Annotated in this window: 22 protein-coding genes; 13 read left to right on the top strand and 9 right to left on the bottom strand. The window is 69.2% G+C overall.

Features of this window, described 5'->3' with window-relative positions; genetic code table 11:
- Positions 1 to 16: 16 nt before the first annotated feature.
- Positions 17 to 1,384: a metalloprotease PmbA gene (gene pmbA / locus ACG04R_RS14530; protein ID WP_394411670.1), complete on the bottom strand. Its 1,368-nt coding sequence runs from the start codon at positions 1,382 to 1,384 to the stop codon at positions 17 to 19.
- Between the two features lie 58 nt (positions 1,385 to 1,442).
- Here pmbA and yjgA point away from each other — a divergent pair, with 58 nt between their 5' ends.
- Both yjgA and mog read left to right on the top strand, forming a co-directional pair.
- Entirely contained in the window at positions 1,443 to 2,006 is a 564-nt protein-coding gene (yjgA, locus tag ACG04R_RS14535) for a ribosome biogenesis factor YjgA (protein ID WP_394411673.1), read from the top strand.
- Entirely contained in the window at positions 1,999 to 2,571 is a 573-nt protein-coding gene (gene mog, locus ACG04R_RS14540; RefSeq protein ID WP_394411676.1) for a molybdopterin adenylyltransferase, read from the top strand. The genes yjgA and mog overlap by 8 nt, the downstream gene beginning before the upstream one ends.
- Here the strand turns inward: mog and ACG04R_RS14545 are convergent.
- The 3 genes from ACG04R_RS14545 to ACG04R_RS14555 form a co-directional block, all read right to left on the bottom strand.
- A complete protein-coding gene (locus ACG04R_RS14545) occupies positions 2,568 to 5,840 on the bottom strand; it encodes a ligand-binding sensor domain-containing protein (protein WP_394411679.1) in 3,273 nt (1,090 codons plus the stop codon). The genes mog and ACG04R_RS14545 overlap by 4 nt on opposite strands.
- Before the next feature lie 111 nt (positions 5,841 to 5,951).
- Positions 5,952 to 6,728, bottom strand: coding sequence for a serine O-acetyltransferase (cysE, locus tag ACG04R_RS14550; RefSeq protein WP_394411682.1), 777 nt, complete (start codon positions 6,726 to 6,728; stop codon positions 5,952 to 5,954).
- Positions 6,729 to 6,771: 43 nt separating this feature from the next.
- A complete protein-coding gene (locus ACG04R_RS14555) occupies positions 6,772 to 7,506 on the bottom strand; it encodes an RNA methyltransferase (protein ID WP_394411685.1) in 735 nt (244 codons plus the stop codon).
- Positions 7,507 to 7,626: 120 nt separating this feature from the next.
- Between ACG04R_RS14555 and ACG04R_RS14560 the strand changes: the two genes are divergently transcribed.
- Both ACG04R_RS14560 and ACG04R_RS14565 read left to right on the top strand, forming a co-directional pair.
- The gene (locus tag ACG04R_RS14560) at positions 7,627 to 8,565 is read left to right on the top strand and encodes an inositol monophosphatase family protein (RefSeq protein ID WP_394411688.1); all 939 of its coding nucleotides are present in this window, start codon (positions 7,627 to 7,629) and stop codon (positions 8,563 to 8,565) included.
- A gap of 220 nt (positions 8,566 to 8,785) precedes the next feature.
- Positions 8,786 to 9,100 (top strand): energy transducer TonB, encoded by a 315-nt coding sequence (locus ACG04R_RS14565; RefSeq protein WP_394411691.1) that lies wholly within the window; start codon positions 8,786 to 8,788, stop codon positions 9,098 to 9,100.
- 75 nt (positions 9,101 to 9,175) lie between these two features.
- Here ACG04R_RS14565 and ACG04R_RS14570 read toward each other — a convergent pair whose 3' ends face one another.
- Positions 9,176 to 10,519: a hypothetical protein gene (locus tag ACG04R_RS14570; protein WP_394411694.1), complete on the bottom strand. Its 1,344-nt coding sequence runs from the start codon at positions 10,517 to 10,519 to the stop codon at positions 9,176 to 9,178.
- A 94-nt stretch (positions 10,520 to 10,613) separates the two neighbouring features.
- Between ACG04R_RS14570 and mutS the strand changes: the two genes are divergently transcribed.
- From mutS to ACG04R_RS14610, 8 genes are all read left to right on the top strand, one after another.
- Positions 10,614 to 13,175: a DNA mismatch repair protein MutS gene (mutS, locus tag ACG04R_RS14575; RefSeq protein WP_394411697.1), complete on the top strand. Its 2,562-nt coding sequence runs from the start codon at positions 10,614 to 10,616 to the stop codon at positions 13,173 to 13,175.
- Positions 13,172 to 13,966 carry an alpha/beta fold hydrolase gene (locus ACG04R_RS14580; RefSeq protein ID WP_394411700.1) on the top strand — a complete coding sequence of 265 codons (795 nt, stop codon included), beginning with the start codon at positions 13,172 to 13,174 and terminating at the stop codon, positions 13,964 to 13,966. Before mutS ends, ACG04R_RS14580 begins: the two co-directional genes overlap by 4 nt.
- A gap of 63 nt (positions 13,967 to 14,029) precedes the next feature.
- Complete coding sequence (locus ACG04R_RS14585; protein ID WP_394411703.1) at positions 14,030 to 15,676, top strand: CTP synthase; 1,647 nt, start codon at positions 14,030 to 14,032, stop codon at positions 15,674 to 15,676.
- A gap of 5 nt (positions 15,677 to 15,681) precedes the next feature.
- Positions 15,682 to 16,539, top strand: a complete 858-nt coding sequence (gene kdsA / locus ACG04R_RS14590; RefSeq protein WP_394411706.1) for a 3-deoxy-8-phosphooctulonate synthase — start codon at positions 15,682 to 15,684, stop codon at positions 16,537 to 16,539.
- Positions 16,540 to 16,642: 103 nt separating this feature from the next.
- Complete coding sequence (gene eno, locus ACG04R_RS14595) at positions 16,643 to 17,929, top strand: phosphopyruvate hydratase (RefSeq protein ID WP_394411709.1); 1,287 nt, start codon at positions 16,643 to 16,645, stop codon at positions 17,927 to 17,929.
- A 3-nt stretch (positions 17,930 to 17,932) separates the two neighbouring features.
- Positions 17,933 to 18,238: a septum formation initiator family protein gene (locus ACG04R_RS14600; RefSeq protein WP_394411712.1), complete on the top strand. Its 306-nt coding sequence runs from the start codon at positions 17,933 to 17,935 to the stop codon at positions 18,236 to 18,238.
- A complete protein-coding gene (pnuC, locus tag ACG04R_RS14605) occupies positions 18,238 to 18,849 on the top strand; it encodes a nicotinamide riboside transporter PnuC (protein ID WP_394411715.1) in 612 nt (203 codons plus the stop codon). The genes ACG04R_RS14600 and pnuC overlap by 1 nt, the downstream gene beginning before the upstream one ends.
- Positions 18,846 to 19,358 (top strand): AAA family ATPase, encoded by a 513-nt coding sequence (locus ACG04R_RS14610; protein ID WP_394411718.1) that lies wholly within the window; start codon positions 18,846 to 18,848, stop codon positions 19,356 to 19,358. Before pnuC ends, ACG04R_RS14610 begins: the two co-directional genes overlap by 4 nt.
- On the opposite strand, the gene ACG04R_RS14615 is transcribed toward ACG04R_RS14610, so the two are convergent.
- The 4 genes from ACG04R_RS14615 to ACG04R_RS14630 form a co-directional block, all read right to left on the bottom strand.
- Positions 19,341 to 19,802, bottom strand: a complete 462-nt coding sequence (locus ACG04R_RS14615) for a hypothetical protein (RefSeq protein WP_394411721.1) — start codon at positions 19,800 to 19,802, stop codon at positions 19,341 to 19,343. The two genes, ACG04R_RS14610 and ACG04R_RS14615, sit on opposite strands and share 18 nt — an antisense overlap.
- Before the next feature lie 205 nt (positions 19,803 to 20,007).
- Positions 20,008 to 23,523, bottom strand: coding sequence for a hypothetical protein (locus tag ACG04R_RS14620; protein ID WP_394411724.1), 3,516 nt, complete (start codon positions 23,521 to 23,523; stop codon positions 20,008 to 20,010).
- A gap of 119 nt (positions 23,524 to 23,642) precedes the next feature.
- The gene (hslO, locus tag ACG04R_RS14625; protein ID WP_394411727.1) at positions 23,643 to 24,596 is read right to left on the bottom strand and encodes an Hsp33 family molecular chaperone HslO; all 954 of its coding nucleotides are present in this window, start codon (positions 24,594 to 24,596) and stop codon (positions 23,643 to 23,645) included.
- Positions 24,593 to 25,117, bottom strand: a complete 525-nt coding sequence (locus tag ACG04R_RS14630) for a gamma carbonic anhydrase family protein (protein WP_394411730.1) — start codon at positions 25,115 to 25,117, stop codon at positions 24,593 to 24,595. Before ACG04R_RS14630 ends, hslO begins: the two co-directional genes overlap by 4 nt.
- Before the next feature lie 63 nt (positions 25,118 to 25,180).
- On the opposite strand from ACG04R_RS14630, the gene ACG04R_RS14635 reads away from it, so the two are divergent.
- Positions 25,181 to 26,065: a hypothetical protein gene (locus ACG04R_RS14635; RefSeq protein ID WP_394411733.1), complete on the top strand. Its 885-nt coding sequence runs from the start codon at positions 25,181 to 25,183 to the stop codon at positions 26,063 to 26,065.
- The last annotated feature ends 12 nt before the right edge of the window (positions 26,066 to 26,077 follow it).

The raw sequence follows: 26,077 nt of genomic DNA on the forward strand, positions 1-26,077 counted from the left end.
TGATAGGGCGGCGGCTTCAGTTGCCTGCCAGCTTCATGCCCGTGACCAGCACCGAGCCGACGGTCTTGGTGCCCATCGAATATTCGTCGGCGCCGATGCCGACGATGTTCCGCAACATGTCCTTCAGGTTGCCGGCGATGGTGACCTCGTGGACCGGGTAGGCGATCTCGCCGTTCTCGACCCAGTAGCCGCTGGCGCCGCGCGAGTAGTCGCCGGTCACGTAGTTCACGCCCTGCCCCATCAGTTCGGTGACGAGCAGGCCGCGACCGAGGCGGCGGATCATCGTCGGCAGGTCATCGCCGGGCGCCGTGGCGCGGCTGGTCATGCGCAGGTTGTGCGAGCCGCCGGCATGGCCGGTCGTCTGCATGCCCAGCTTGCGCGCCGAGTAGCTGGACAGGAAGTAGCCCTGCAGCACGCCACCCTGCACGACCGAGCGGGCACGTGTGACGACGCCCTCGTCGTCGAACGGCGAGCTGCCCTTGCCCTTCTTCACATGCGGGTCCTCGGCGATGTCGATGTGCGGCGCCGTGACCGCCTGGCCCAGGCTGTCGAGCAGGAAGGTGGTGCGCCGGTACAGCGCGCCGCCGCTGGTGGCCTGCACCAGCGCGCCCAGCAGGCCGATGGCCATCGTGCTCTCGAACAGCACCGGCACCTCGGCCGTGGCGACCTTGCGGGCCTTCAGGCGCGACAGCGCGCGCTCGGCGGCGTAGCGGCCCACGGCCTCGGCCGAGGACAGGTCGGCCGCGTCGCGCATGGAGCTGTACCAGGCGTCGCGTTGCATGTCGTTGCCGCGGCCGGCGATGGGTGCAACGGACAGCGAATGCCGCGAGCTCGCATAGCCACCACGGAAGCCGCGTGAGTTACCCATCCAGAAGTGCGACTGCTGGGCCGACACGGCCGCACCCTCGCTGTTGGTGATGCGCTTGTCCACGCCCAGCGCCGCGGCCTCGCAGCGCAGCGCGATCTCGGCGGCCTGGGCCGCGTCGATGGCCCAGGGATGGAAGAGGTCCAGCTCAGGCCGCGCGGCGGCGTCCAGCGCGAGGTCGGCTTCGTCGGGCAGGCCGGCGAACTCGTCCTCGGCCGTGAAGCGGGCGATGTCGTAGGCCGCGCGCACCGTGTCGCGGATGGCCTGGGGTGAGAAGTCGGACGTGCTGGCGTTGCCGCGGCGCTGGCCCAGGTAGACCGAGATGCCCAGCGACTTGTCACGGTTGCGCTCGACGTTCTCCAGCTTGCCCAGCCGCGCCGACACCGACAGGCCGCAACCCTCGGACACCTCGGCGCCCGCGTCGCTCGCACCCAGTTTCTTCGCCTCGGCAAGGGCATCCTCGATCCACTGCTGGAACTGCTCGGGGCTGTAGGCGAAACCGTCTTGGGCTTGGGACATGGATGGAACGCAAATCGAGGTGGGCGACAATCATAGGTCTGGCACGACACGTCCACAGATGCAAGACAACACCCCCGAATACGACGCCGAGGACGACTTCGACCGCCCCAGCAAGTCGCAGCTCAAGCGCGACATGACCGCGCTGCAGAAGCTCGGAGACGATCTGCTCGCCCTGCCCGAATCGCGCTGGGAGCCGCTGGCCCTGCCCGAGATCCTGTACGACGCGCTGAAGGCCGCCAAGAAGATCACCAACTTCGAAGGCAAGCGCCGGCAGATGCAGTACATCGGCAAGCTGATGCGCAAGATCGACGCCGAACCCGTGCGCGAGGCCGTCGCCGCCTTCAAGCTGGGCCATGCGCAGGACAGCCTGCGCCTGCACCAGTCCGAACGCTGGCGCGAGCGCCTGCTGGCCAGCGACGACGCGCTGCAGGAGTTCCTGAACGCGCACGCCGACGTCGACATCCAGCAGCTGCGCAACCTCGTGCGCGCCGCGCGCAAGGACGCCGCCAACGTGCCGGAGAAGCGCAGCGGGCGCGCGTTCCGCGAGCTGTTCCAGTTCATCAAGGCGTCCGAGGCCCCCGAAGAGGCGGCGGAGCCCGCTGACGAGGACGCCGATGAGTGACGCCGTCCGCATCGGCATCGTCTCGATCAGCGACCGGGCTTCCACCGGCGTCTACGAGGACAAGGGCCTGCCGGCCCTGAAAGACTGGCTGACGAGCGCGCTGCTGAACCCCATCGAGTACGTGCCCCGGCTGATCCCCGACGAGCAGGCCGGCATCTCGCAGGCGCTCATCGAGCTGGTTGACACCGAGCGCTGCGACCTCGTGCTGACCACCGGCGGCACCGGCCCGGCGCCGCGCGACGTGACGCCCGAAGCGACGCTGGACGTGGCCGATCGCGAGATGCCCGGCTTCGGCGAGCAGATGCGCCAGATCTCGCTGCATTTCGTGCCGACGGCCATCCTGTCTCGCCAGGTCGCCGTCATCCGCGGGAAGGCGCTCATCATCAACCTGCCCGGCCAGCCCAAGGCCATCGCGGAAACGCTGGCAGGCCACGAGAAGGCCAGCGGCATCTTCGCCGCCGTGCCCTACTGCATTGACCTCATCGGCGGGCCTTACCTCGAAACGCGCGACGAGGTCTGCAAGGCCTTCAGGCCCAAGAGCGCCCAGCGCACACCGGCCGCCTAACCGACGACGGCGCCCGGCTCCGCCGGCGAGCCCATCGCGGCCTCCACTTCGTCCAGCTCGCGATTGCTGCTGAGGCCGAAACCGCCCACGACGCGCGCGCCAATGGCGCCGCGGCCGCTGGCTGTGTGCACGCCCACCCAGGCGTTGCGGCCCGAGCGCTTGGCTGCGTACAGACCGAGGTCGGCCAGGTTGACGACCTGCTGCCAGCTGCGCGCCTGCGGCCGCTCCAGCTCGAAGGGCATGCAGGCAAACCCGACGGAACAGGTCACCACGATCTCGCCGCCGTCCTCGAGCCGGAACGGCGCACCGGCGATGACGGCCCGCATGCGCTCGGCCAGCTCCTCGGCCTGGACGCGGTCGGTGTCGCGGGCCACGGCCAGGAACTCCTCGCCGCCCCAGCGCACCAGGTAGTCGGACTCGCGCAGCACCGAGCGCAGCCGTGCGCCGAACTGAACGAGTACCGCGTCGCCGGCCGCGTGGCCGTGGCGATCGTTGATGCGCTTGAAGGCGTCGATATCCAGCAGCAGGAAGACGCTGTCCGTGTCCAGCGTCTGGCCTCCGGCGGCGCGCGTCTCCTGCGCGCGGCGCAGGCTGGCGGCGAGATCCTGGTCGATGTGGTCGGTCAGGAAGCGGCGGTTGTGCAGGCCGGTCAGCGGGTCGGTCACGCTGCTCATCTGCAACTGCACGGATTTCTCTTCCAGCGAGCGGTGCAGCGTCTCCAGCTCCGCGGTGCGCTGGCGCACCTTGAGCTCCAGCTCACGCTGGCGATGGCGCAGCAGTCGCGTGCGCACGCGCACGGCGCCCAGCAACAACAGCAAGCCCCCCACCGCAGCCAGCGTGCGAAACCACCACGTCTGGTGCCAGGCCGGCAGCACCCGGATGGGCATCGCCAACTCATGCTCGCCCCATCGACCGTCGCGGTTGGACGCGCGCAACAGCAGCCGGTAATCGCCCGGCGGCAGGTTGGCGTAGGCCGCCAGCCGGCGTGACGCGTCGGTGGCCACCCAGTCGGCGTCGTAGCCTTCCAGCTTGAAGGCGAAGCGGTTTCGCTCGGGGGCCGAGAAGTCGGTCGAAGAGAACTCGACGGCCAGGCTGTTGGCCTCGGGCTGCACCGTCAGCGCGGCACCGGCCGGGTCCACCGGCCAGGGCCGGCCGCCCAGCTTCACGTCGGTAACGAGCACGCGCGGGAGGTAGTCCCATGTCTGCAGCTTCTCCGGCCGCACGACGGTCATGCCACCGGCGCCGCCGAACAGCAGCTCGCCGCGGGCCGTGCGCGCGGCGGAGCCGGTCCAGTAGGTCGGGAAGACGACGCCCTCGGCGCGGCGCAGTGCCAGCACCTCCAGCGTCTTCGCGTCGACACGGGCCAGGCCGTTGTCGGTGCTGGCCCACACACGGCCCTGCAAGTCCTGCAACAGCGCGTTGACGGTGCTGTCCGGCAAACCCTGGGCCATGCCGATGCGGCGTAACGCCGTGTCACCCGGCGCCGGCAGCACGTCGATGCCACCGCCGTAGCTACCCACCCACAGCCGACCGCCGTCGTCGGTCAGCAAGGCGGTGATGAAGCCGGCCGCCAGATGGCCCACCTGGACCGGACCGGGCAGCCACTGCGTGACGGCGAGATCCGCCAGCTCGACGCGGTTCAGTCCGTGCCGCGTGCCCACCCACAGCACGCCGGGCGCGCGGGCGTCGCGCGCCAGCACGGTGATGCGCTGGTCGCTGAGTCCGGGCGCGGCCGGCGTGACCGGCGCGCTGCGGCCCGAGCGCAGGTCCAAGCGCCACAGGCCATCGGCCTGGCCGCCGATCCACAGGTCATCGCCATCGGCCAGCAACGCCCACACCGAAGCCGCCGGGTCGCGCCCGGCCAGCTCGACGCGGGCGACGCGCCGGCCCGCAGCATCCGCGCGATAGAGGCCGCGTTTGGTGCCAATGAAGAAGCCGCCATCCGGCGCAGGCGCCATCGCCAGCACGATGTCGACCGGCAGCGCTGCATCCGGCCGCATGGCGTCGGGCCGCAGCGCACCGACACGGGCGCCGGAAGCGTCGAGGATGTCGATGCCGTTCTTGTGCGTGCCCAGCCACAGGCCACCGTCTGACAGAGACTGAATCCAGCTGATCTCGGTACTGACGAAGCGGGCATCGAGCGCGTCGCCACCGTCGGGCGTGACGCCGAAGCGCGTCAGCACGCCGCTCTGACGGGGGTCGTGGCGGCTCAGGCCACGGTTGGTCGCCACCCAGATCAGGCCGGCACGGTCGCGGTACAGCCCTCGCAGCGCGTTGTCCGCCAGACTCATGGGCCAGGCCGGCACGTGGCGGATGCGGCGCGTGCTGCCGTGGGCCAGATCCACGGCAACGAGCCCCTGGCTCAGCGTCGCCACCCACATCTCGCCGGGCTGTACCTCGACCAAGCCGGCGATCTGGCTGTCCTTCAACAGGTCCAGCCCGTCGGGCATGGCCACCTCGCGTACCGGCGACGCCGGCGCCCTGCCCTCGTCCGGCAGCACGAAGACGCCGTGCTGCAAGGTGCCGACCCAGATGCGCCCGGCGCTGTCCTGCTTCAGGATCTCGGGCTGGACGATGGCGCCCGGCCGCAGCGGCACGGCCTGCAGCTGCTCGGCACCCGGCTCGCGCCGGAACAGGCCGGCCGCGCTGCCCAGCCACAGCGTGCCGCGGCGGTCGCGCAGCAGCACACGCACCTGGTCGCCGGCAGCGGCGGCCCAGCCGCGGCTGGCGTGCTCGATGCGGCCGCTGACCGGGTCCAGCCGGTCCAGGCCGCCATCGGTGACGACCCACAAGCCACCGTCGCCATCGTCCTGCACCTGGCGCACGCTGACGTGGCTGAGCCCGCGCTCGCCGCCGACCGGGTAGCGCACGAAGCGGTCGGTCGCCGGGTCGTGGCGCAGCAGCCCTGCGGACGTCGTGCCCACCCAGAGACGGCCGCGCGCATCGCCGTGCAAGGCCTGCACATAGTTGTCCGGCAGCGAGCCCTCGCGTTGCGGGTCGGCCTGGTAGACACGGAAACGGTAGCCGTCCCAGCGCGACAGCCCACCCGGGCTGCCTATCCACAGAAAGCCCTGCCCATCCTCGGCCAGCGCGGTCGCGATGGCGTTGGGCATGCCCTGGTCCTGGCTGACGTGCTGGAAGGTGATGTCGGCCAGGCGGTCTTGACGAGGCTCGGGCGCGGCCTGGGCAGCCAGGCCGGCGGCCAGCACCAGACCCGGCGCCAGTCGCCAGGCAGAAAGGAACCGAAGTCGTAACTCGCGCAGCAGCAAGGCAGGCCGTCGGGGGCGGGCACATCAGGCCCGGAACCGCCGATTCTCATCGACGGCGGTGCCCGTCAGCAGCAAGAAGCCGTCTTGCTGCGGCCTATTTCATCGCCAGACCTATTTGACGAGCCGGCTCATCTCGGCGGCGTCGAAGGCCTCGTCACGCTGGGCGTCGCAAGGTACGCAGTCGCTCACCGGCTTGCCGAGTTCCGACGAGAGCTTGCAGACCGCTTCCCACAGCAGAGCGATCTGATGCTCGTGGCCCGAGGCGCTGTCGATCAGGCCGCGCATGGCCTGCCCCACCGGATCGTCGCCGTGCGCCACACCGTAGGCCGAGAAGCCCATTCGGGCCGCGGCCTCCTCGCGGGCCTGGTCACTGGCGGCCTCGATGATGCGGGCCGGGTTGCCCACGGCCGTCGCGCCTGCCGGCACGGGCTTGGTGACGATGGCACCCGAGCCGATGCGCGCACCGGCGCCGACCGTGAAACCGCCCAGCACGCAGGCGTTGGCCCCGACAATGACGCCCGGGCCCAGCGTCGGATGCCGCTTGGCGCCCTTCACGAGCGAGGTGCCGCCCAGCGTGACGCCCTGGTAGATCGTGCAGCCCTCGCCGATCTCGGCCATCTCGCCGATGACGATGCCCATGCCGTGGTCGATGAAGACCTTGCGGCCGATCTTGGCGCCGGGGTGGATCTCGATGCCGGTCAGGAAGCGGCCCCAGTGCGAGACCCAGCGCGCAAGCCACTTGAAGCCACGCGTCCACAGCCAGTGCGCGCGACGGTGCATCCACAGCGCATGCAGGCCCGGGTAACAGGTCAGCACCTCCCACGTCGACCGCGCGGCCGGATCGCGTTGCAGGATGAGGGCGATGTCTTCGCGCAGGCGCTGGAACATGGTGTGCTGCCGGAAGGAAAGGCGGACCAGTCTAGGCGGGTGGTCAATGACCTGACGGGGCTGAGGTCTTGGTCATCTGCCGGGCAATGCCGCGCAGGATGTGGACTTCCTCGTTTGTCAGGCCGGCGCGGTTGAAGAGCTGGTTCAGCCGCGGCATCAGCTTCCTGGGCGCGGCCGGGTCGAGGTAGCCGATGTCGGTCAGCGCCGTCTGCAAGTGGTCGAGCAGGCCCTGCACGGCGCGGGCGTCGGCGCGCTCGGGGTCGGGCGTGCGGGCCGCGACCTCGAAGCCACCCAGCGCCTGGCGCAGGTCGTAGGCCAGCAGTTGCACGGCCTGCGAGAGGTTCAGCGAGCCGTAGTCCGGGTGCGTCGGGATGCTGAGCACCGCGTGGCAACGATAGACGTCTTCGTTCGCCATGCCGTAGCGCTCGGAGCCGAACACCAGCGCCAGCCGCGGTGCGGCCTCACGCGAGGCCAGCTCGGCGAACAGCGCGCGCGGCTGGTGCGTCGGCGGGCCGAAGTCGCGCGGCGTCATCGCCGTAGCGCAGGCGTAGTCGACGCCGTCCAGCGCCTCGGCCAGCGTCGGCACGACGCGGGCGCGGGCCAGGATGTCGGCCGCGCCACTGGCCATCGCGATGGCTTCCTCGTGGCACAGCACGTCGGCAAAACGCGGCGCGACGAGCACCAGGTCGCGAAAGCCCATGACCTTCATCGCCCGCGCCGTCGCCCCGACGTTGCCGGCATGGCTGGTGTTGATGAGGACGAAGCGTGTGGATTCCACGGGGTTTCTACGGAGGCGTGCAGCTAGAATGCCGCGATTATCCGGGCCTGCCGTCAGTCAACCTGCCGTCGCCCGACGCTCTTTCCTCCTGTCAGCCCCTTCTTCCCAGCGAGTGCACGCATGCAGCAAACGTCCCTCCATCCCATGCTCAATGTCGCCATCAAGGCGGCGCGTGCAGCCGGCGCCATCATGAACCGCGCCTCGCTGGATCTCGAGGCTCTGCGCATCAACACCAAGAGCCCGAACGACTTCGTCACCGAGGTCGACCACGCTTGCGAAGGGGTGATCATCGAGACGCTGCTGGGCGCGTACCCCGACCACGGCATCCTGGCCGAAGAGTCCGGCCGCAGCCACGGCAACAAGCATTCCGACTACGTCTGGATCATCGATCCGCTGGACGGCACCACCAATTTCATCCACGGCTTCCCCGTGTACTGCGTGTCCATCGCGCTGGCGTTCCGCGGCAAGATCGAGCAGGCCGTCGTCTACGACCCGACCCGCAACGACCTCTTCTACGCCACCAAGGGCCGCGGCGCCTTCCTGAACGACAAGCGCCTGCGCGTGTCCAAGCGCACACGCATGAGCGACGCGCTGATCGGCACCGGCTTCCCGTTCCGCCGCGGCGACAACTTCAAGCGCTACGTGAAGATGTTCGAGGAGGTCATGCAGCAGTGCGCCGGCCTGCGCCGCCCGGGTGCGGCCGCGCTGGACCTCTGTTATGTCGCGGCCGGCTACTACGACGCCTTCTTCGAGACCGGCCTGCAGCCCTGGGACGTCGCGGCCGGTTCGCTGATCGTCACCGAGGCCGGCGGCCTGATCGGCAACTTCACCGGCGAATCCGACTTCCTGCACCAGCGCGAAGTCGTCGCCGGCACGCCGCGCATCTACGCGCCGCTGGTGCAGACACTGTCGCCCTACAGCCGCGTCATCAAGGAAGAAGACCTGAACGCCCCGGCGCCGGCCGCTCAGGCCGCCGAGGTCGTGCCCACGCCGGCACCCAAGAAGCGCGGCCCCGTGCGCCTGAAGAAGGCAGACCAGGGCGACGACGCGCCGGTCTGACCCTCGACTTCTCCGATCTCGAAGCCCTCCGCGTGAGGGCTTCTTCGTTTTCGGCCGTGACGAAGTTGGCACCAAGTTGGACCACGGGTGAACCCGAGCTTTCGGCCGTGACTTGTGCACGGCCTACCCCCTTGGACGTGGGGGGAGGGCTGGCCAGAATGCGGGTCAACGCGGCACGACGCCGCACCGAATCCACCTGCAACCTCAAAGAAAGATTCCGATGCTCGTTCGCTCCGCTCTCGCTCTCGCCCTCGCCGCTGCCGCCACGCTGGCCCACGCCGATGCCAAGGTCCTGAAGAAGGTGGCCCCGGAGTACCCGAACGAGGCCGTGAAGAAGAACATCAATGCCGGCAGCGTGCGCGCCAAGATGACCATCGCCGGCGACGGCAAGGTCTCCAACGTCGAAGTCGTCGAAGCCGAACCCAAGCGCATCTTCGACCGCGCCGCCATCGACGCTCTGAGCCAGTGGAAGTTCGAAGGCACGGGCGCCGCCCAGACCCACGAAGTCAAGCTGGTGTTCAAGTCGGAAGACTGAACTCCTCCCGAGACAGGGCCTTTAGCCTGTCGTTCGTGAGCAGCAACCAAGGCCCGCATCGCGGGCCTTGTGCTTTTATGGCGTCGCCCGTGGCGGCACTCGCGTCTCGAGGGGTTGAGGCATATAGCCCGGCTCGAAGCGGCAGCTCGACCCCAGCACCACCCTCGCCTTCTCGCATGCCGCGGCGATGCCGTCAGGCGTCGGTTTCCTGCCCTGGGTCGCCCAGGCCACCAGCGCTTCCATCAACGCGGCATAGGTCGGGTCGCTGAGATAGCTGTGGTCGCGGTCACCGGTGTAGGTCTGCACCAGACCGTCCGCGTGACCGGCCGCGGCCATGGCGTGGCCAAAGCTTTCCTGTAGCTCGACCATCGCCGTCGGGTCATGGATGGCATGCACCGTCAGCACCGGCACCGGAATGTGCCCGCCCAGGTCGGTGTCCGCCGCCAGCATCGCCACGGCCTTGGGGTCTGCCGTGTAGCGCGATACGCCGGCATTGAGCGCCTCGTCGTCCGTGGAGCCCGAGTAGCGCACGCCGGCATTGCCGAAGGGGCTGGCGCCGCCAGTGCGCTTCAACGTGATGTCCTGGAAATGCCAGGTCGCCCAGTTCAGATGCGAGCCAATGCTGCGCTCCGGAATATGGATGACATCAACAAGCGTCTTCACCTTGGCCGCCTGCTCGGCCGTGCGCTGGGCGGCCGGCTTGTCCAGCCCCAGGCAGTCGTCTAGGCGCCTGCCCAGATACGCCGGGGTCAGCTTCGCATCGGCAGGCAGGCCGATGTTCAGCGGGTACTGCGCCTCGCTCGGCAGCGGGTGGTTGTGGCACAGGTATTGATAGACGACGCGCAGGTCGAGCCGGAAGTCGTAGCTGCGCGTGCCGCCGCCCAGCACGCCGGAAGTCAGCAGCACGGCGTCGTAGGGCCTGCCCTCGGCGAAGAGCTCGGCTCCCTTGGCCGCCACGCTCGCACCCCAGGACTGGCCGTGCAGCCAGACATGCTTGGGCTTCGCCACCTTGGCGATGAAGATCTGGCGCAGCCTTTCGGTGTCCTGCGCCGCCGCGCTCACGGCGACGCCCCCCTGCCGGTAGCTCGAAGCCGCCCAGGCGTAGCCGAGGCGGGGCATGACGGACCAGCGCTCCAGGTCCTCGGCCACGCGCCTGGCCGTCGGCGCACCGAGGAACGGCCCGCCATGGGCGTGCAGGACGAGGTCGCCGTTCCAGGCCTTGGGCATGGCGATCAGGTAGAAGGCGCCCTCACGGTCCCTGCCGGCCAGACAGGTCGCGCCCTCGCCGACACCCGGCGGGCAGGCTGTCGGCACCGGCGCGGTCTCGGCCGCGATATCGGCCGGCGCCGGCTCGATCGCCTGGGCCTGCATGCTCGTCAGTCCAGCCAGCGCAAGAGCAGCCAGCAAAGCCTTGTCCATCTTGGTCTCCAGGCAGGCGGAACCCACCGCCGCTTAAACTGCCGCCCATTCTGAAGCCCTCCGCCGAGGGCTTTTCCATTCCCGAACGACGCCGATGACCCAGCCCGCTGACTTCAGCGCCCACACGCCCATGATGGCCCAGTACCTGGGCCTGAAAGCCGACTTCCCGGACACGCTGTTGCTGTACCGGATGGGCGATTTCTACGAGGTCTTCTACGACGACGCCCGCAAGTGCAACGCGCTGCTGGACATCACGCTGACGCAGCGCGGCCAGAGCGCCGGCCAGCCCGTCATCATGGCCGGCGTGCCGGTACATGCGCTGGAGAGCTATCTCGCCAAGCTCATCAAGCTGGGCGAGGCGGTGGCGATCGCCGAGCAGGTCGGCGAGGTCGGCGCCGGCAAGGGGCCGGTGGAGCGCAAGGTCGTGCGCGTCGTCACGCCGGGCACGATCACCGACACCGAATTGCTGGCCGACAAGCAGGACGCCGTGCTGCTGAGCGTCAGCGGCCACGGCCGGCGACACGGCCTGGCGTGGCTGTCGCTGACGCAGGGCGAGATCGGGCTGGCCGAGTGCAGCGACGTGGAGCTGCCCGCATGGCTGGCGCGGCTGATGCCGGCGGAGATCCTCGTCAATCGTGAGCAGCAGCCGGCGGGCGTCATGCGGGCGCGCTTCCCGGTGACGAACCGGCCGAGCTGGCAGTTCGATGGCGCTTTAGGCCAGCGCAAGCTGTGCGAACAGCTGGGCGTGGCCAACCTGCAAGGCTTCAACGCGCATGAGCTGACGCTAGCCCACGCGGCCGGCAGCGCCCTGCTGGCGTTCGCCGAGCACACGCAGGGCCGCGCGCTCGCCCACGTGCGCTCCCTACGCGTGCAGCGCGCCAGCGACCTGCTGGACCTGCCGCCTGCCACGCAGCGCAACCTGGAGCTGGTGCAGACGCTGCGCGGCGAGTCCTCACCCACCCTCTTCTCGCTGATCGACACCTGCAAGAGCGGCATGGGCAGCCGCACGCTGCGCCAGTGGCTGCGGCATCCCAAGCGCGACCGCAACGAGGCCATCGCGCGGCACAACGCCATCGCCGCACTGCATGCCGAGGGCTTCGAGCCTCTGCGCGACGCGCTCAAGTCGGTCAGCGACGTGGAGCGCATCTCGGCCCGCATCGCGCTGCGCCAGGTGCGCCCGCGCGAACTGACCGGCCTGCGCGCGACGCTGCGGGTGCTGCCGCAGCTGCGCGCCGTGACCCCAGCTGCGCTGCGCGACGACACGCTGAACCCGCCCGGCGACATCCTCGAGCTGCTGGAGCGCGCCATCGCAGAGGAGCCGGCACTGCTGCCTCGCGACGGCGGCGTCATCGCCAACGGCTTCGACGCCGAACTGGACGAGCTGCGCGGCATCCAGCAGAACTGCGACGGCTTCCTGCTGGACCTGGAGACGCGCGAGCGCGCCCGCACCGGCATCGCCAACCTGCGCGTGCAGTTCAACCGCGTGCACGGCTTCTACATCGAGGTCACCCAGGGCCAGGTCGACAAGGTGCCGATGGACTACCAGCGCCGCCAGACGCTGAAGAACGCCGAGCGCTACATCACGCCCGAGCTGAAGGCCTTCGAGGACAAGGCGCTGTCCGCCAACGAGCGCGCGCTGTCGCGCGAGAAGCTGCTGTACGAACAGGTCATCGACGCGCTCATCACGCGCCTGGAGCCGCTGACCGCGCTGGGCCGCACGCTGGCTGGCCTGGACGCACTGGCCGCGCTGGCCGAGCGCGCCATCACGCTGAACTGGTGCCGGCCGGAGTTTGTCTCGCAGCCCTGCCTGGAGATTGAGGCCGGCCGCCACCCGGTCGTGCAGGCCCGGCTGGCCGAGACCGGCGGCGCGGAATTCATGCCCAACGACTGCCGGCTCGATGCGCGCACCCGGCTGCTGGTCATCACCGGCCCCAACATGGGCGGCAAGAGCACGTTCATGCGGCAGGTCGCGCTGATCGCACTGCTGGCCGCCATCGGCTCCTACGTGCCGGCGACGAGCTGCCGGCTCGGGCCGATGGACGCCATCCACACCCGCATCGGCGCGGCGGACGACCTCGCCAACGCGCAGTCCACCTTCATGCTGGAGATGACCGAGGGCGCGGCCATCCTGCATTCGGCCACCGACCAGTCGCTGGTGCTGATGGACGAGATCGGCCGTGGCACGTCCACCTTCGACGGCCTGGCGCTGGCCTCGGCCATCGCCACCCACCTGCACGACAAGACGCGCGCCTTCACGCTGTTCGCGACGCACTACTTCGAGCTGACCGAGTTCCCGGCCAAGCACCCGCTGGCGCAGAACTGGCACGTGTCGGCCGTCGAAAGCGGCGACGACATCGTCTTCCTGCACGAGCTGCAGGCCGGCCCGGCCAGCCGCAGCTACGGCGTGCAGGTGGCCAAGCTCGCCGGCATGCCCGCCAGCCTCGTGCGCCAGGCGCGTGCGACGCTGGAGGCTTTGGAGGCGCGCTCCAACGCCGCGGACGACCAGTTCGACCTCTTCGCCGCGCCCCCGGCCCCGCCACCGCTGCCCGAACCGAGCGGACTGGTCGCGGCGCTGGACGGCATCGACCCCGACGCGCTGTCGCCGCGCGAGGCGCTGGAAGCGCTCTACAAGCTGAAGCGGCTGGCCAAAGCATGAGCGAGAAGGTTCTCGTCTTCTCGCACGCCAACAGCTACCCCGCCGGCTGCTACCGCGTGCTGTTCGAGCGCTGGCGCGCTGCCGGCTGGCGTGTCGAGGCGCTGGACCGCCTGGGGCATGACCCGCGCTTCCCCGTCACCGGCGACTGGCGCAAGTTGCGCGACCAGTTGCTGCACTTCATCGACACGGAGGTAAAGCCCCAAGGCCAGGTCGCGCTGGTAGGCCACTCGCTGGGCGGCATGGTGAGCCTGCTGGCCACCTGCCGCCGGCCGGAGCTTGTCAGCCGCCTCGTCATGCTCGACTCGCCGGTCGTCTCCGGCTGGAAGGCCGCTGCCGTCGCCGTTGCCAAGACGACCGGGCTGATCCATCGCTACGGCCCGTCCCGGATCGCCCGGGAGCGCCGGCACGTGTGGCCCAACCGCGAAGCGGTCTACAAGCATTTCTCGTCCAAAAAGCTCTTCGCCCGCTGGGACCCACGGGTGCTGGCCGACTACATCGATGCCGGCTTCGAGGAGGCCGGCGGCCAGGTGCAGTTGCGCTTTCGCCGCGAGGTGGAGGCCCACGTCTACCGCACGCTGCCCCACCACCTGCCGCTGCTGTTGCGCCTGTGGCCGCCGCAGTGCCCGGTCGCCTTCGTCGGTGGCACGCGCTCGGCCGAACTGCGCCAGGCAGGCGCGGCGGCGTCCCGGAAGCTGGCCGGCGAGAACTGGCGCTGGATGGAAGGCAGCCACCTCTACCCGTTCGAGAAGCCCGACGAAACGGCGGATCTGGTGCTTGAGCTGCTGGCCTGACGAGCCCCTCCCGTACAATCAGAATTTCCCACCACAGCAGCCTGTTCTGGGCTGCTGCAAGACATGACCAAATACGTCTTCGTCACCGGCGGTGTGGTGTCCTCCTTGGGCAAGGGCATCGCGTCGGCCTCCCTGGCTGCCATCCTCGAATCGCGCGGCCTCAAAGTCACCCTCATCAAGCTGGACCCGTACATCAACGTCGACCCCGGCACGATGTCGCCGTTCCAGCACGGTGAAGTCTTCGTCACCGACGACGGCGCAGAAACTGACCTCGACCTCGGCCACTACGAGCGCTTCATCACCACGCGGATGAAGAAGGCCAACAACTTCACCACCGGGCAGATCTACATGTCCGTGCTGGAGAAGGAACGCCGCGGCGACTATCTCGGCAAGACCGTGCAGGTGATCCCGCACATCACCAACGAGATGCAGGAGTTCATCCGCCGCGGTGCGGGCCAGGGCACGCCCGAGGCCGTGGACGTGGCGATCGTGGAAATCGGCGGCACGGTGGGCGACATCGAGTCCCTGCCCTTCCTCGAAGCTGCGCGCCAAATGAGCCTGAAGGCCGGCCCGAACAACGTTGCCTTCGTGCACCTGACCTACGTGCCGTGGATCGCCGCTGCCGGCGAGCTGAAGACCAAGCCCACGCAGCACACGGTGCAGAAGCTGCGCGAGATCGGCATCCAGCCCGACGCGCTGCTGTGCCGCGCCGACCGCCGCATCCCCGACGACGAGCGCGAGAAGATCTCGCTGTTCACGAACGTGCCCGAGTACGGCGTGATCTCGATGTGGGACGTGAACACCATCTACAAGGTGCCGCGTGTGCTGCACGAGCAGGGGCTGGACCAGCTCATCTGCACCAAGCTGCAGCTCAACACCAAGAGCGCGGACCTGAAGCGCTGGGACAACCTCGTCTATGAAGTCGAGAACCCCAAGGAGCAGATCACCATCGCGATGTGCGGCAAGTACACCGATCTGTCGGACTCGTACAAGTCGCTCAACGAGGCGCTGCGCCATGCCGGCATCCACAACCATGCCGGCGTCAAGATCGAATACGTCGACAGCGAGACGCTGACGCCCGAGACGGTCTCCAGCCTGGCCCAATACGACGCCATCCTCGTGCCCGGCGGCTTCGGCAAGCGCGGCGTGGAAGGCAAGATCCTGGCCGCCCAGTACGCCCGCGAGCACAAGGTGCCGTATCTCGGCATCTGCCTGGGCATGCAGGTCGCGACCATCGAGTACGCGCGCCACATGGCCGGCCTGGAAGGCGCCAACTCCACCGAGTTCGAGCCCGACACGCCCCACCCCGTCATCGCGCTGATCGACGAATGGCAGGACGCCGACGGCAGCATCCAGAAGCGCGATGCCAACTCCGACCTCGGCGGCACGATGCGCCTGGGCGCGCAGAGTTCCGACGTCAAGGCCGGCACGCTGGCTTATGACATCTACGGTCCCATCGTCACCGAGCGTCACCGCCACCGCTACGAGGCCAACGAGCACTACCTCGATCGCCTGACCAAGGCCGGCCTCGTCATCTCCGCCATCACCCAGCGCGAGAAGCTGACCGAGATGGTCGAGCTGCCGCGCGAGGTGCACCCCTGGTTCGTCGGCGTGCAGTTCCACCCCGAGTTCAAGTCCACGCCCTGGGGCGGCCACCCGCTGTTCACGGCCTTCATCAAGGCCGCGCTGAACCACAAGCACGAGGCCTGATCACCATGAAGCTTTGCGGATTTGATGTCGGCATCGACAAGCCCTTCTTCCTGATCGCTGGCACCTGCTCGATCGAGAGCATGCAGATGTCGCTGGACGTTGCCGGCCTGCTGAAGGAAGCCTGCACGACGCTGGGCATCCCGCTGATTTACAAGGGCTCGTTCGACAAGGCCAACCGCTCGTCCGGCACCACCAAGCGCGGGCTCGGCATGGACGCCGGCCTGAAGATCCTCGACGAGGTGCGCCGCCAGACCGGCCTGCCCGTGCTGACCGACGTGCATGACAACACGCAGGTGGCCGAGGTCGCCAGCGTCGTCGACGTGCTGCAGACGCCGGCCTTCCTGTGCCGCCAGACCGACTTCATCCGTGCCGTCGCGCAAAGCGGCAAGCCGGTCAACATCAAGAAGGGCCAGTTCCTCGCGCCCTGGGACATGAAGAACGTCATCGACAAGGCCCGCGCCGCCGCGCGCGAGGTGGGCTTGCCGGAAGACCGCTTCCTCGCCTGCGAGCGCGGCGTCAGCTTCGGCTACAACAACCTCGTGGCCGACATGACCAGCCTGGCCGAGATGCGCAATTCCGGCGCGCCGGTGGTGTTCGACGTGACCCACTCCGTGCAGAAGCCCGGCGGCCTTGGCGGCTCCAGCGGCGGTGCCCGCGAGATGGTGCCGGTACTGGCCCGTGCCGGCGTCGGCGTCGGCGTGGCGGGCTTGTTCATGGAGACGCACCCGAACCCGGCCGAGGCCTTCAGCGACGGCCCCAACGCCGTGCCGCTCAAGCACATGAAGACACTGCTGGAGCAGCTCGTCGCGCTGGACCGTGTCGTCAAGAAGCAGCCGCTTCTTGAGAATGATTTCTCCTGCTAACGCGAAGCCGTAGCAAGCACCGAAGGCGCCTGATGTTGTGACGCGGTAACGCCCGCTTGGCACACTGTCGCCGCCCTGTTTTTACTTCCCTGGAGACCCAAGAATGAGCGCCATCGTTGACATCGTCGGCCGAGAAATCCTCGACAGCCGCGGCAACCCCACCGTCGAATGCGACGTGCTGCTGGAATCCGGCGTCATGGGCCGTGCGGCCGTGCCGTCGGGCGCGTCCACCGGTTCGCGCGAAGCCATCGAACTGCGTGACGGCGACAAGAGCCGCTACCTGGGCAAGGGCGTGCTGAAGGCCGTCGAGCACATCAACACCGAAATCTCCGAGGCCGTGCTGGGCCTGGATGCCTCCGAGCAGGCCTTCCTGGACAAGACGCTGATCGACCTCGACGGCACCGAGAACAAGAGCCGCCTGGGCGCCAACGCGATGCTGGCCGTGTCCATGGCCGTGGCCCGCGCCGCCGCGGAAGAGTCCGGCCTGCCGCTGTACCGCTACTTCGGCGGCATGGGCGGCCTGCAGCTGCCCGTCCCGATGATGAACGTCATCAACGGCGGCGCCCACGCGAACAACTCGCTAGACCTGCAAGAGCTGATGATCATCCCCGTGGGCGCGCCGAGCTTCCGTGAAGCGCTGCGCTGGGGCGCCGAGGTCTTCCACGCGCTGAAGAAGATCCTGCACGACAAGGGCATCTCCACCGCCGTCGGCGACGAAGGCGGCTTCGCGCCCAGCGTCGAGAGCCACGAGGCCGCGATCCAGCTGATCCTGCAGGCCGTCGAGAAGGCCGGCTACCTGGCCGGCTCGCAGATCGCCATCGGCCTGGACTGCGCCGCCAGCGAGTTCTACAAGGACGGCAAGTACGTGCTCGAAGGCGAAGGCGGCATCCAGCTGACCTCGCAGCAGTGGACCGACATGCTGGCCACCTGGGTCGACAAGTACCCCATCATCTCCATCGAAGACGGCATGGCCGAAGGCGACTGGGACGGCTGGAAGATCCTGACGGACCGTCTGGGCAAGAACGTGCAGATCGTCGGCGACGACCTTTTCGTCACCAACACCAAGATCCTGAAGGAAGGCATCGAAAAGGGCATCGCCAACTCCATCCTCATCAAGATCAACCAGATCGGCACGCTGACCGAGACCTTCGCCGCCATCGAGATGGCCAAGCGCGCCGGCTACACGGCCGTCATCTCGCACCGCTCGGGCGAGACCGAAGACAGCACCATCTCCGACATCGCCGTTGGCCTGAACGCCGGCCAGATCAAGACCGGCTCGCTGTCGCGCTCGGACCGTATGGCCAAGTACAACCAGCTGCTGCGCATCGAGGAAGACCTGGGCGACATCGCTTCCTACCCCGGCCGCGCTGCGTTCTACAACCTCAAGTAAGCGTTGAAGGCGCTTGCCGCGGTCCTGGCGATTTTCTTGATCGCCATCCAAGCCCAGCTCTGGGTGGGCCGGGGCAGCGTGCCGTACGTGGCCCACCTCCGGGAGGAGGTGGCCGCGGCGCAGGCCGACAACGATCAGGCCCGCGCCCGCAATGCCCAGCTCCAGGCTGAACTGCGGGACCTGCGCGAAGGCCTGGAAATGGTGGAAGAGAAAGCCCGGTTCGACCTGGGCATGATCAAGTCCGACGAGGTCTTCGTGCCCGTGTCGGCCGCTGCGACTTCGTCGGCGGCGTCGGGCACCAAGCGCTGATGCTGGCCGCCCTCTGGGCGGCGCTGCTGGCGCCGGCCTTCACTGCCTTTGGCAGCCCCATCACGTGGCTGGAGCTGGCCGCCTTCGTGCTCTCTGTCTGGATGGTCGTCTGCAACATGCGGGTGAATCCGCTGGCCTGGCCGCTCGCGCTCATCGCGTCACTGATGTACTTCGCGCTGTTCCTGGATGGCAAGCTCTACGGCGAGGCGGCGCTGCAACTCGTGTTCGCCGCGCTGGCGGTGTGGGGCTGGTGGCAGTGGCGCTTCGGCCGCACCCGCGAGGGCGATGTGCTGACCGTGCGGCGGCTGGGCCTGCAAGGTCTCGCGAAGCCCGCGCTGCTGACGCTGGCCGCCTGGCCGCTGCTGGGCGTGTTCCTCGCCCGCTTCACCGACAGCCCGCTGCCGTGGTGGGACGCCTTCCCCACCGTCGCCAGCCTGCTGGGCCAGTGGCTGCTGGCGCGCAAGTACGAAGAGAACTGGCCGACGTGGATCGTCGTCAACACGGTCAGCGTCGTGCTGTTCGGGCTCAAGGGCTACTGGCTCACGGTGATCCTGTACGCCGGCTTCATCCCCATGAGTGTCGTCGGCTGGCGGGCATGGCAGCGGGCATGAGCAAGCTCGTCGCACTGCTGGGCGCCGAGTGCACCGGCAAGTCCACACTGGCCGAGGCGCTGGCGGCGCACTTCAATGCCGGCCTCGTCACCGAGTACCTGCGCGAATGGTGTGCAGCCCACGGCCGCACGCCGCAGCAGCACGAGCAGGCCCACATCGCCGGCGAGCAGGCCAGGCGCATCGACGCCGCCTCGCGCGAGCACGCACTGGTCATCTGCGACACGACGCCGCTGATCACGGCGCTGTGCAGCGAACACTACTTCAGCGACGACTCGCTGACCGCCGGCGCGCTCGCCTTCCAGCGCCGCTGCGACCTGACGTTGGTGTGCGCGCCCGACCTGCCCTGGCAGGCCGACGGCTTCCTGCGCGACGGGCCTGCGGTACGGGCGCGCTTTGATGCGCGGCTGCGCGACGCGCTGGCCCGCGCCGAAGTGCCCTGGGTGGATATCCGCGGCGACGACGGCGCCCGCCTCACCGCCGCACTGTCCGCGCTACAGACGCCGGCCTGACTCGCCCTGCAACTGCGAGATCGCGTCGATGGAGCGGTTGACGGTGCGATCCAGCACGGCAGCCAGGCTGCTGCCGGGGTATTCCGCCGAGATCGCTGACAGTTTGGCCGCAAAGCCCAGGTGCAGTTCCGCCAGCCAGTTCGGATGCGGTTCGGGTTCGGGGATCGGCGGCCAGCCGATGGGCAGCTTGATACGGCGCGGCTGGGTGGGGCACCAGTCGTCCAGGTCCTGAGCCTGCGTCTTCCAGTTCACGCCGAGGCGGTCGGCCGTCCAGGCCATGTGCGCGAACTCCTGGGCCAGCGCCGCGCCCAGATGCTCGGGCGGCAGCGGCTGGGGATTGATGGCCACGGCAGCCAGTCGGTCCTGCGGCCCGCGCGGGATGACGTCGAAGATGGCCGGCAGGCGCCGGCCGATGAGGGCCAAGAGTCGTTGATCGATGTTCATCAGGTACTCCAACGGCCGGCATGCAAGGCGATGCCGGAGGTCGCCCGGCGGGGTCTCGGCATCGAGGCGGCCGCACGAGGGTTGCGCTCGCAGCCCCGATCTAGAGACTAGGCGGCGCATGCCGCGAAGACCATCGTATGGACGGTGGACGCCAACGTTCAAGGCGCGCTTGCAATCGGCGCACGACTGACCGAGGACGCCGCCGTCAGCGCCCCAACAGCAGATAGTCGAACAGCTGCGTGCCGCCCGCGCCACCCAGCGGCACGAGCATGGCCTTCAGCAGCGGCTGGTCGAAGAACGACGCGAACGCCCCCTTCTGCTCGTTCTCGACCTGCGCAATCAGCCGCTTGAACAGCTCCACCAGGTCCGACAGCGGCTTGCCGCTGCCCGCCAGCCAGCGCAGGTCGGCCTGCATGGACTCCAGCGCGCGCTTGCGCGTTGCCTCGGCGGACTGCTTGAGCAAGACCGTCAGCCCGATCAGCACGGCCACGTAGAAGCACACGCCCACGGCAATGGCCGGCGTCAGCGCCCAGTTGTCGAACAGCCGGCTGCGCGCAACCACCAGCAGCGCCAGCACGACGAAAGGCCCGATGACCAGCCGCGCAACCGGCGCGCTGCGCCGGGCCACCACCTGCACGTCGATCCAGTCGTCCAGCAGCGTGTGCATCGCGAAGCCACCGCCATCCTTGCTGCGCTCTTCAGGCCGCGCGCAGAAACGCTGCGCCCACAGCGCCTGCTGCTCCTCGCCCAGCGACTTGGCAAACATCTCGATGGTCGCGTCAGGGTAGAAGCTGCGACCCGCGTTCAAGTGCCGCACGAAGCGCGTGAGCAGCACGATCGCGTCGGCCACGGCGACGATCAGCAGCGGCAGCATCAGCAGGATGACGTAGAGCGTGGCCTTGACGATCTGCCGGTGCTCGTCGCCGCGCACCGGCACCTCGGGGATCTGGCCGTCCGACAGGCCCAGGAACATCAGTCCGACGAGGCTGATGGTCAGCACGAACCACACCAGCACGCGCGCCGCCCGCGGCCGGGCCTCGCCGCGCTCGCCGTACTCCTGCCAGAGCTGGTCGAAGTCGCAGCTGTAGCCCACGCCCGGCTTCCAGAACAGCACGCTGACGCGCTCGAACCAGCCCTGCGCCAGTTCACGCAGGTTGCTGCGCACCACCGGCCGCGGCACCGCGCGCGGCAGGCGCAACCAATCGGAGTCCTGGCGCAGTTGCTGCAGCGTGCAGGCCCAGGCCCAGTCCAGCGTCCAGAAGATCGCGAACAGCGCCAGCAGGTGGATGAGGTGCGACGGCCAGGCGCTGACGCCCTCCAGCCAGGCCACCGGCTCGCAGGTGCTGCAGACACCGCCGGTCTGCCAGCCCTTGGCCGGCCAGGCCAGCCACAGCCACACGCCCACCACCATCAGCAGCACGACGAGGTGCAGCCGGTCCACGCCGGCCGGCTGGTCGGCCGGCAGCGGCTGTTCGCGACGCGCCGACAGCAGCGCCGGCAACACGGCCAGCAGCGCGCCGAAAGCCGCCAGGCTGGCCAGCAGCAGCGCGTGGATGAAGTCCAGCCGGCTGGGCAGTACAAACTCGATGAGGCTGGCCAGCACGTAGGAGAACAGCCCCGCATGCAAGGCCACCAGCACGATGGCGGTCATGTCCATCTGCGGCTGGTTGTTCAGCGTCGGCTCGCGCAGGAACACACGCCGTGCCTGCTTGATGGCCGGCGTCGACGGCCACACCAGCAGCATCGTGCCGGTCAGCGCGATCATCAGCACAGCCACGAAGATGCGCCCCGCGCCGTTGGTCGGCGGCCGGTTGTCCAGCGCGTAGCCGGCCAGCGGCACGGCGTTGCTACGGCCCACTTCGTACAGCGACGGGTTGGTCAGCGCCAGGTCCAGCGCGGTGCGCTCGCGCTGCTTGCAGGCCTCGTCGCGACAGCCGGCGCGGCGGGCCGCGGCGTAGGTGCTGGTCTGGTAGATGTCGCGCAGCGGCGGCGTGCCGGCCTGCAGGTCGACGGGCACCGCCTCGCCCTTGTCGGCCGGTGGCGGCGGGTAGAAGGCCAGCGGCAGGCTGCTGGCGACGACGAGGTTGCGCGTGAAGGCCTGCGTGCGCGGGTGCAGGTAGCGCGCGTCCATGTCCGTGGTGAAGAACATGCGGTCGGAAAAGTCCTCGTGCAGCGCCTGCAGCACCAGCAGCTTGTCGTGCACGTCGTTGGCGAAGATGCCGATGGCGCCGATCGGCGGCAGTTCGGGGTTGGACTCGCTGCGCTTGAGCTCCGCACCGAGGCGGCGCAGGTAGTCGAGCTGGTCGCGGCTCTCGGGCCATTCCAGCGTCTGCGTGGCCTTGCTCGCCGTCGCGGTGGCAGCCGTCTCGCTCGACGTCACGCCGTCCAGCCCGCGGAAGAAGTAAACCACCTCCAGCTGCAGCCGGTCCTGCCCGCCCTGCCCGAGCCGGTGCTTCAGCTCGGCCACCAGCGACTGCGCGTACAGCGAATCCCGCTCGGCGACGACGACGACGCGACGCCGGCACTCCGCCGACAGCCGCAGGCGGATCTCGGCATCCAGCTTGCGGATCAGGTCGCCGTCGTTGCCCACCGTGCGCTGCAGCACCACCGAACGGTTCTCGCCGGTGATGCGGCTGAACTGCTCGGTGACAAAGGCGTCCAGGTCCTGCTTGTTCAGCTCGGCCAGCATGCGGTTGGGCGCCGTCGAGGCCGAGTTGTAGAACTCGGCGTGCGACAGCAGCCGGTAGCCCTCCTGCACGTCGGCGTCCAGCGCCAGCCGCCCCTGCGCGCCGGGCGCGGCGCAGCGTTCGGCGGCGGCCGATGCCGCCGTGCTGCGATCGGCCGCGCAGCGCAGGTCGGCCAATGCCATGCGCAGCGCGTCGGTGGATGATGGGCCGATGACGGCCAGGCTGGGCTGGCCGCCGTCCTTGAACTTGAAGCTGGCAACGCCGCGTGCGTGCACGCCCACCAGCTGCTGCGTCATGCGGGCCAGCGCATCCAGCTTGCGGTTGGGCAGCGAATTCTCGTCCACCCACAGCACGGCCACCTGGGCATAGCGCCCGCTGCCGCGGCCGGGCGTGTCACGCGGCCCGCTGCGTTGCGACAGCAGCTCGTAGGGCATGACGAAGGGTGCGCGGGCCCGCGCTGGGCTGCTGGCCGCGGCCGCTACTGGCGATGGGGCGCTCGCGGCCGTGGCCGGCGGCGGTGTCAGCAGGTCGAACTCCAGCAGGCTCAGCCGCTCGGCGTTATCGGGCACGTAGTCCATCGCCAGCAAGCCTGCAAGCGCGGCGTAGCGCACACGGCGGCGCGCCTCCTCCGCGCCGACGAAGTCGGCCCCCGGCAGCAGGCCCAGCACGATGAGGGTGTCGTCCAGGCGCTGGTCGTGATCGCGGTCCAGCTTGGCGAGCATGTTGCGCGGGTCGCGCGCCTCGGCCACGCGGTCCAGGCAGTCGACGTCAACCTCCTTGGACGCCTGCTTGCGGAAGCGCTCGCAACGATCGGCACGCTCGCTCTCGTAGCGGCGCAGGGCGGCAAAGGGGTCTTCCCAGAGCCGGGCGTTGACCTCCAGCTCCGGGTCCAGCGGCACCAGCGCGCGCGGCTTCTCGGGCGGGCGCAGCGGCTCGAAGGCGTGCGGCACGAGCTGGGTGCTGGCCACGAAGGCCACCAGCACCGCCGCACTCGCCCAAGGGAAACCGCCCAAGCCACCTTTGGCATCCGCCATCGCCCCGCTCCCGGCCCTTGCGAAAACGGGCCAGCCGCCAAGGTCTCAGCTCAGGCTGGTGGCGTCAATCACCAGCGGTCGGCGCATCCTCATTCGGCATGAGGGGCGTTGCGCAAGGGCTACTGAATCGAGCCGCCTTCGGGCGAATGGCCGGCCGGCGCGAACAGCAGGCCCACGTCCACGGCGTCGAAGCGGTAATGCCGGCCGCAGAAGTCGCAGCCGATCTCGATATCGCCGCGCTCGGCCAGCACGCTGTCGGCCTCCTCACGGCCCAGGCCGCGCAGCATCTGGCCGACCCGCTCGCGCGAGCAGGTGCAGGCGAACCGCGGCGCCTGCGGCTCGAAGCGGGTCACCGTCTCTTCCCAGAACAGGCGGCGCAGCACGGTATCGGCGTCCAGCGTCAGCAGCTCCTCGGCGGTCAGCGTGGCGGCCAGCATGGAGATGCGGTTGAAGGCGTCGGACAGGCCGATGTCGTCTTCATTCCGGCGACCTTCCAGGTTGCCCTCACCCTCGACCGGCAGGCGCTGGATCAGCAGGCCCGCGGCGATGTCGCCGTTGGCGGCCAGCACGAGCTTGGTGTCCAGCTGCTCGGACTGCAGCATGTAGTGCTCCAGCACCTCGCTCATCTTCTGCAATGGCTCGCGCTGGTCGCCGTGCAGCGGCACGACGCCCTGGTAGGGCTGCTGACCGGGCAGCTTGTCCTTGGGGTCCAGCGTGATCGCGCAGCGGCCGTGCCCGCGCAGGTTGACCATGGCCTCCAGCGTCGCGCCGGACTCCACGGTGCCGACGCACTTGGCCGTCGCGCGGTAGCTCAGGTCCGGCTGCGCTTCGGCCACGGCCAGCTTGACCGGGCCGTCGCCGAATACCTGCAGCACCAGCGCGCCGTTGAACTTGATGTTGGCCTGCATCAGCACGGCCGCGGCGCTCATCTCGCCCAGCATGTCGCGCAGTTCGGGCGTGTATTGCTGGCCGGGCTCGCGGCGGCTCAGCACCTCGCGCCAGGAATCGGTCAGCCGCACCAGCATGCCGCGCACCGGCAGGCCGTCGAACAGGAATTTATGCAGTTCACTCATCGAATTCTTTTCAGGTCGGCCGCATATCGGCGACCGTTGTTCACGTAATGGGCGGCGCTGGCCTTCAGGCCGGCAATCTGCGCCTCGGTCAGCTCGCGCACGACCTTGGCCGGCGCACCGACGATGAGGCTGCCGTCCGGAAACTCCTTGCCCTCGGTCACCAGCGCCCCGGCACCGACGATGCAGTTGCGGCCGATGCGCGCGCCATTCAAGACCACGGCACCGATGCCGATGAGGCTTTCGTCACCTACCGTGCAGCCATGCAGCATGACCTGGTGGCCCACCGTCACGTTCTCGCCCAGCACCAGCGGAAAGCCGTGGTCCGCGTGCAGCACCGAGCCGTCCTGAATGTTGCTGCCGGCGCCGATGGTCAGCGTGTCGCTGTCACCACGCAGCACGGCGTTGAACCAGACGCTGACGTCACGCCCCAGCGCCACGCGGCCGATGACCTCGGCGCTGTCGGCCACCCAGGCGGTGTCGTCGACGGTCGGCTGCCAGTCGCCCAGCTGATAGATGGCCATGGCTCACCCTCCCGTGACCGCAAAGCGACGATTTTAGGGGGGCTCCCTGCTAGGCTCGCCACCATGCCGGTGAGCCTCGACCGCAGGCACTGCCTGTCCGCACTCGGGCTGCTGCCCGCCATAGACGCCGCGCTGCCCGCGAGCGAGCCACTGCTGGTGCGCCACTCGCTGGTGCAACTGCCGCAGGAGTCACCCAACTACGAGCTCGCCGTGTTGTCGCTGCTGCTGGACAAGACCCGGCCGACCCACGGCCCCTACCGTCTGGCCTACGCCCCGCCGATGACGCAGAGCCGCGCCTTCCTGCAACTGGGCAGTGGCGACCTCGACATCGCCTCGTCCATCACGACGACCGCGCACGAGAACGAGGCGTTGGCGCTGCGTGTGTGCCTCTACCGCGGCCTGATCGGCATCCGCCTGCCCATCGCCCTGGCCCGCCGGCGCGCCGAGCTGCAGCGCGTGGCCAGCCTGGCGCAGGCACGCCAGCTGCGGCTGGCCCAGGTCGAGAGCTGGCCCGACACGCAGATCCTGAAAGCCAACGGCTGGCCCGTGCAAGGCATCGCCCGGCGCGACAGCTTCCCGGCGTTGCTGCAACGCGAGCGCATCGACCTGTTCGCGCTGGGCGCCATCGAGGTCTACCCCATCGTCGACGCCCTACCCGACCTGGCCGTGCTGGACGGCTGGCTGATCGCCTATGCCGCGCCGTCCTACTTCTTCGTCAGTCCCCGCCGGCCCGAGCTCGCCGAGCGGCTGCGCAAGGCCTGGGAGCTGGTACTGGCCGACGGCAGCTTCTTCGCGCTGTTCGATCGCTGGCTGGGCCCGCAGTTGCAGCGCGCCGCCCTGGAGCAACGGCGCTGGCTCAAGCTGCGCAACCCCGGCCTCCCGGCCGACACGCCGCTGGGCGACGACCGGCTGTGGCACCCGCTGGTCAGCACCCGGCTGCGCGGCTGACGCCTCAGGGCC

It is taken from the genome of Pelomonas candidula (assembly GCF_043555985.1).
In the GTDB taxonomy this organism is placed as follows: Bacteria; Pseudomonadota; Gammaproteobacteria; order Burkholderiales; family Burkholderiaceae_C; genus Pelomonas; species Pelomonas candidula.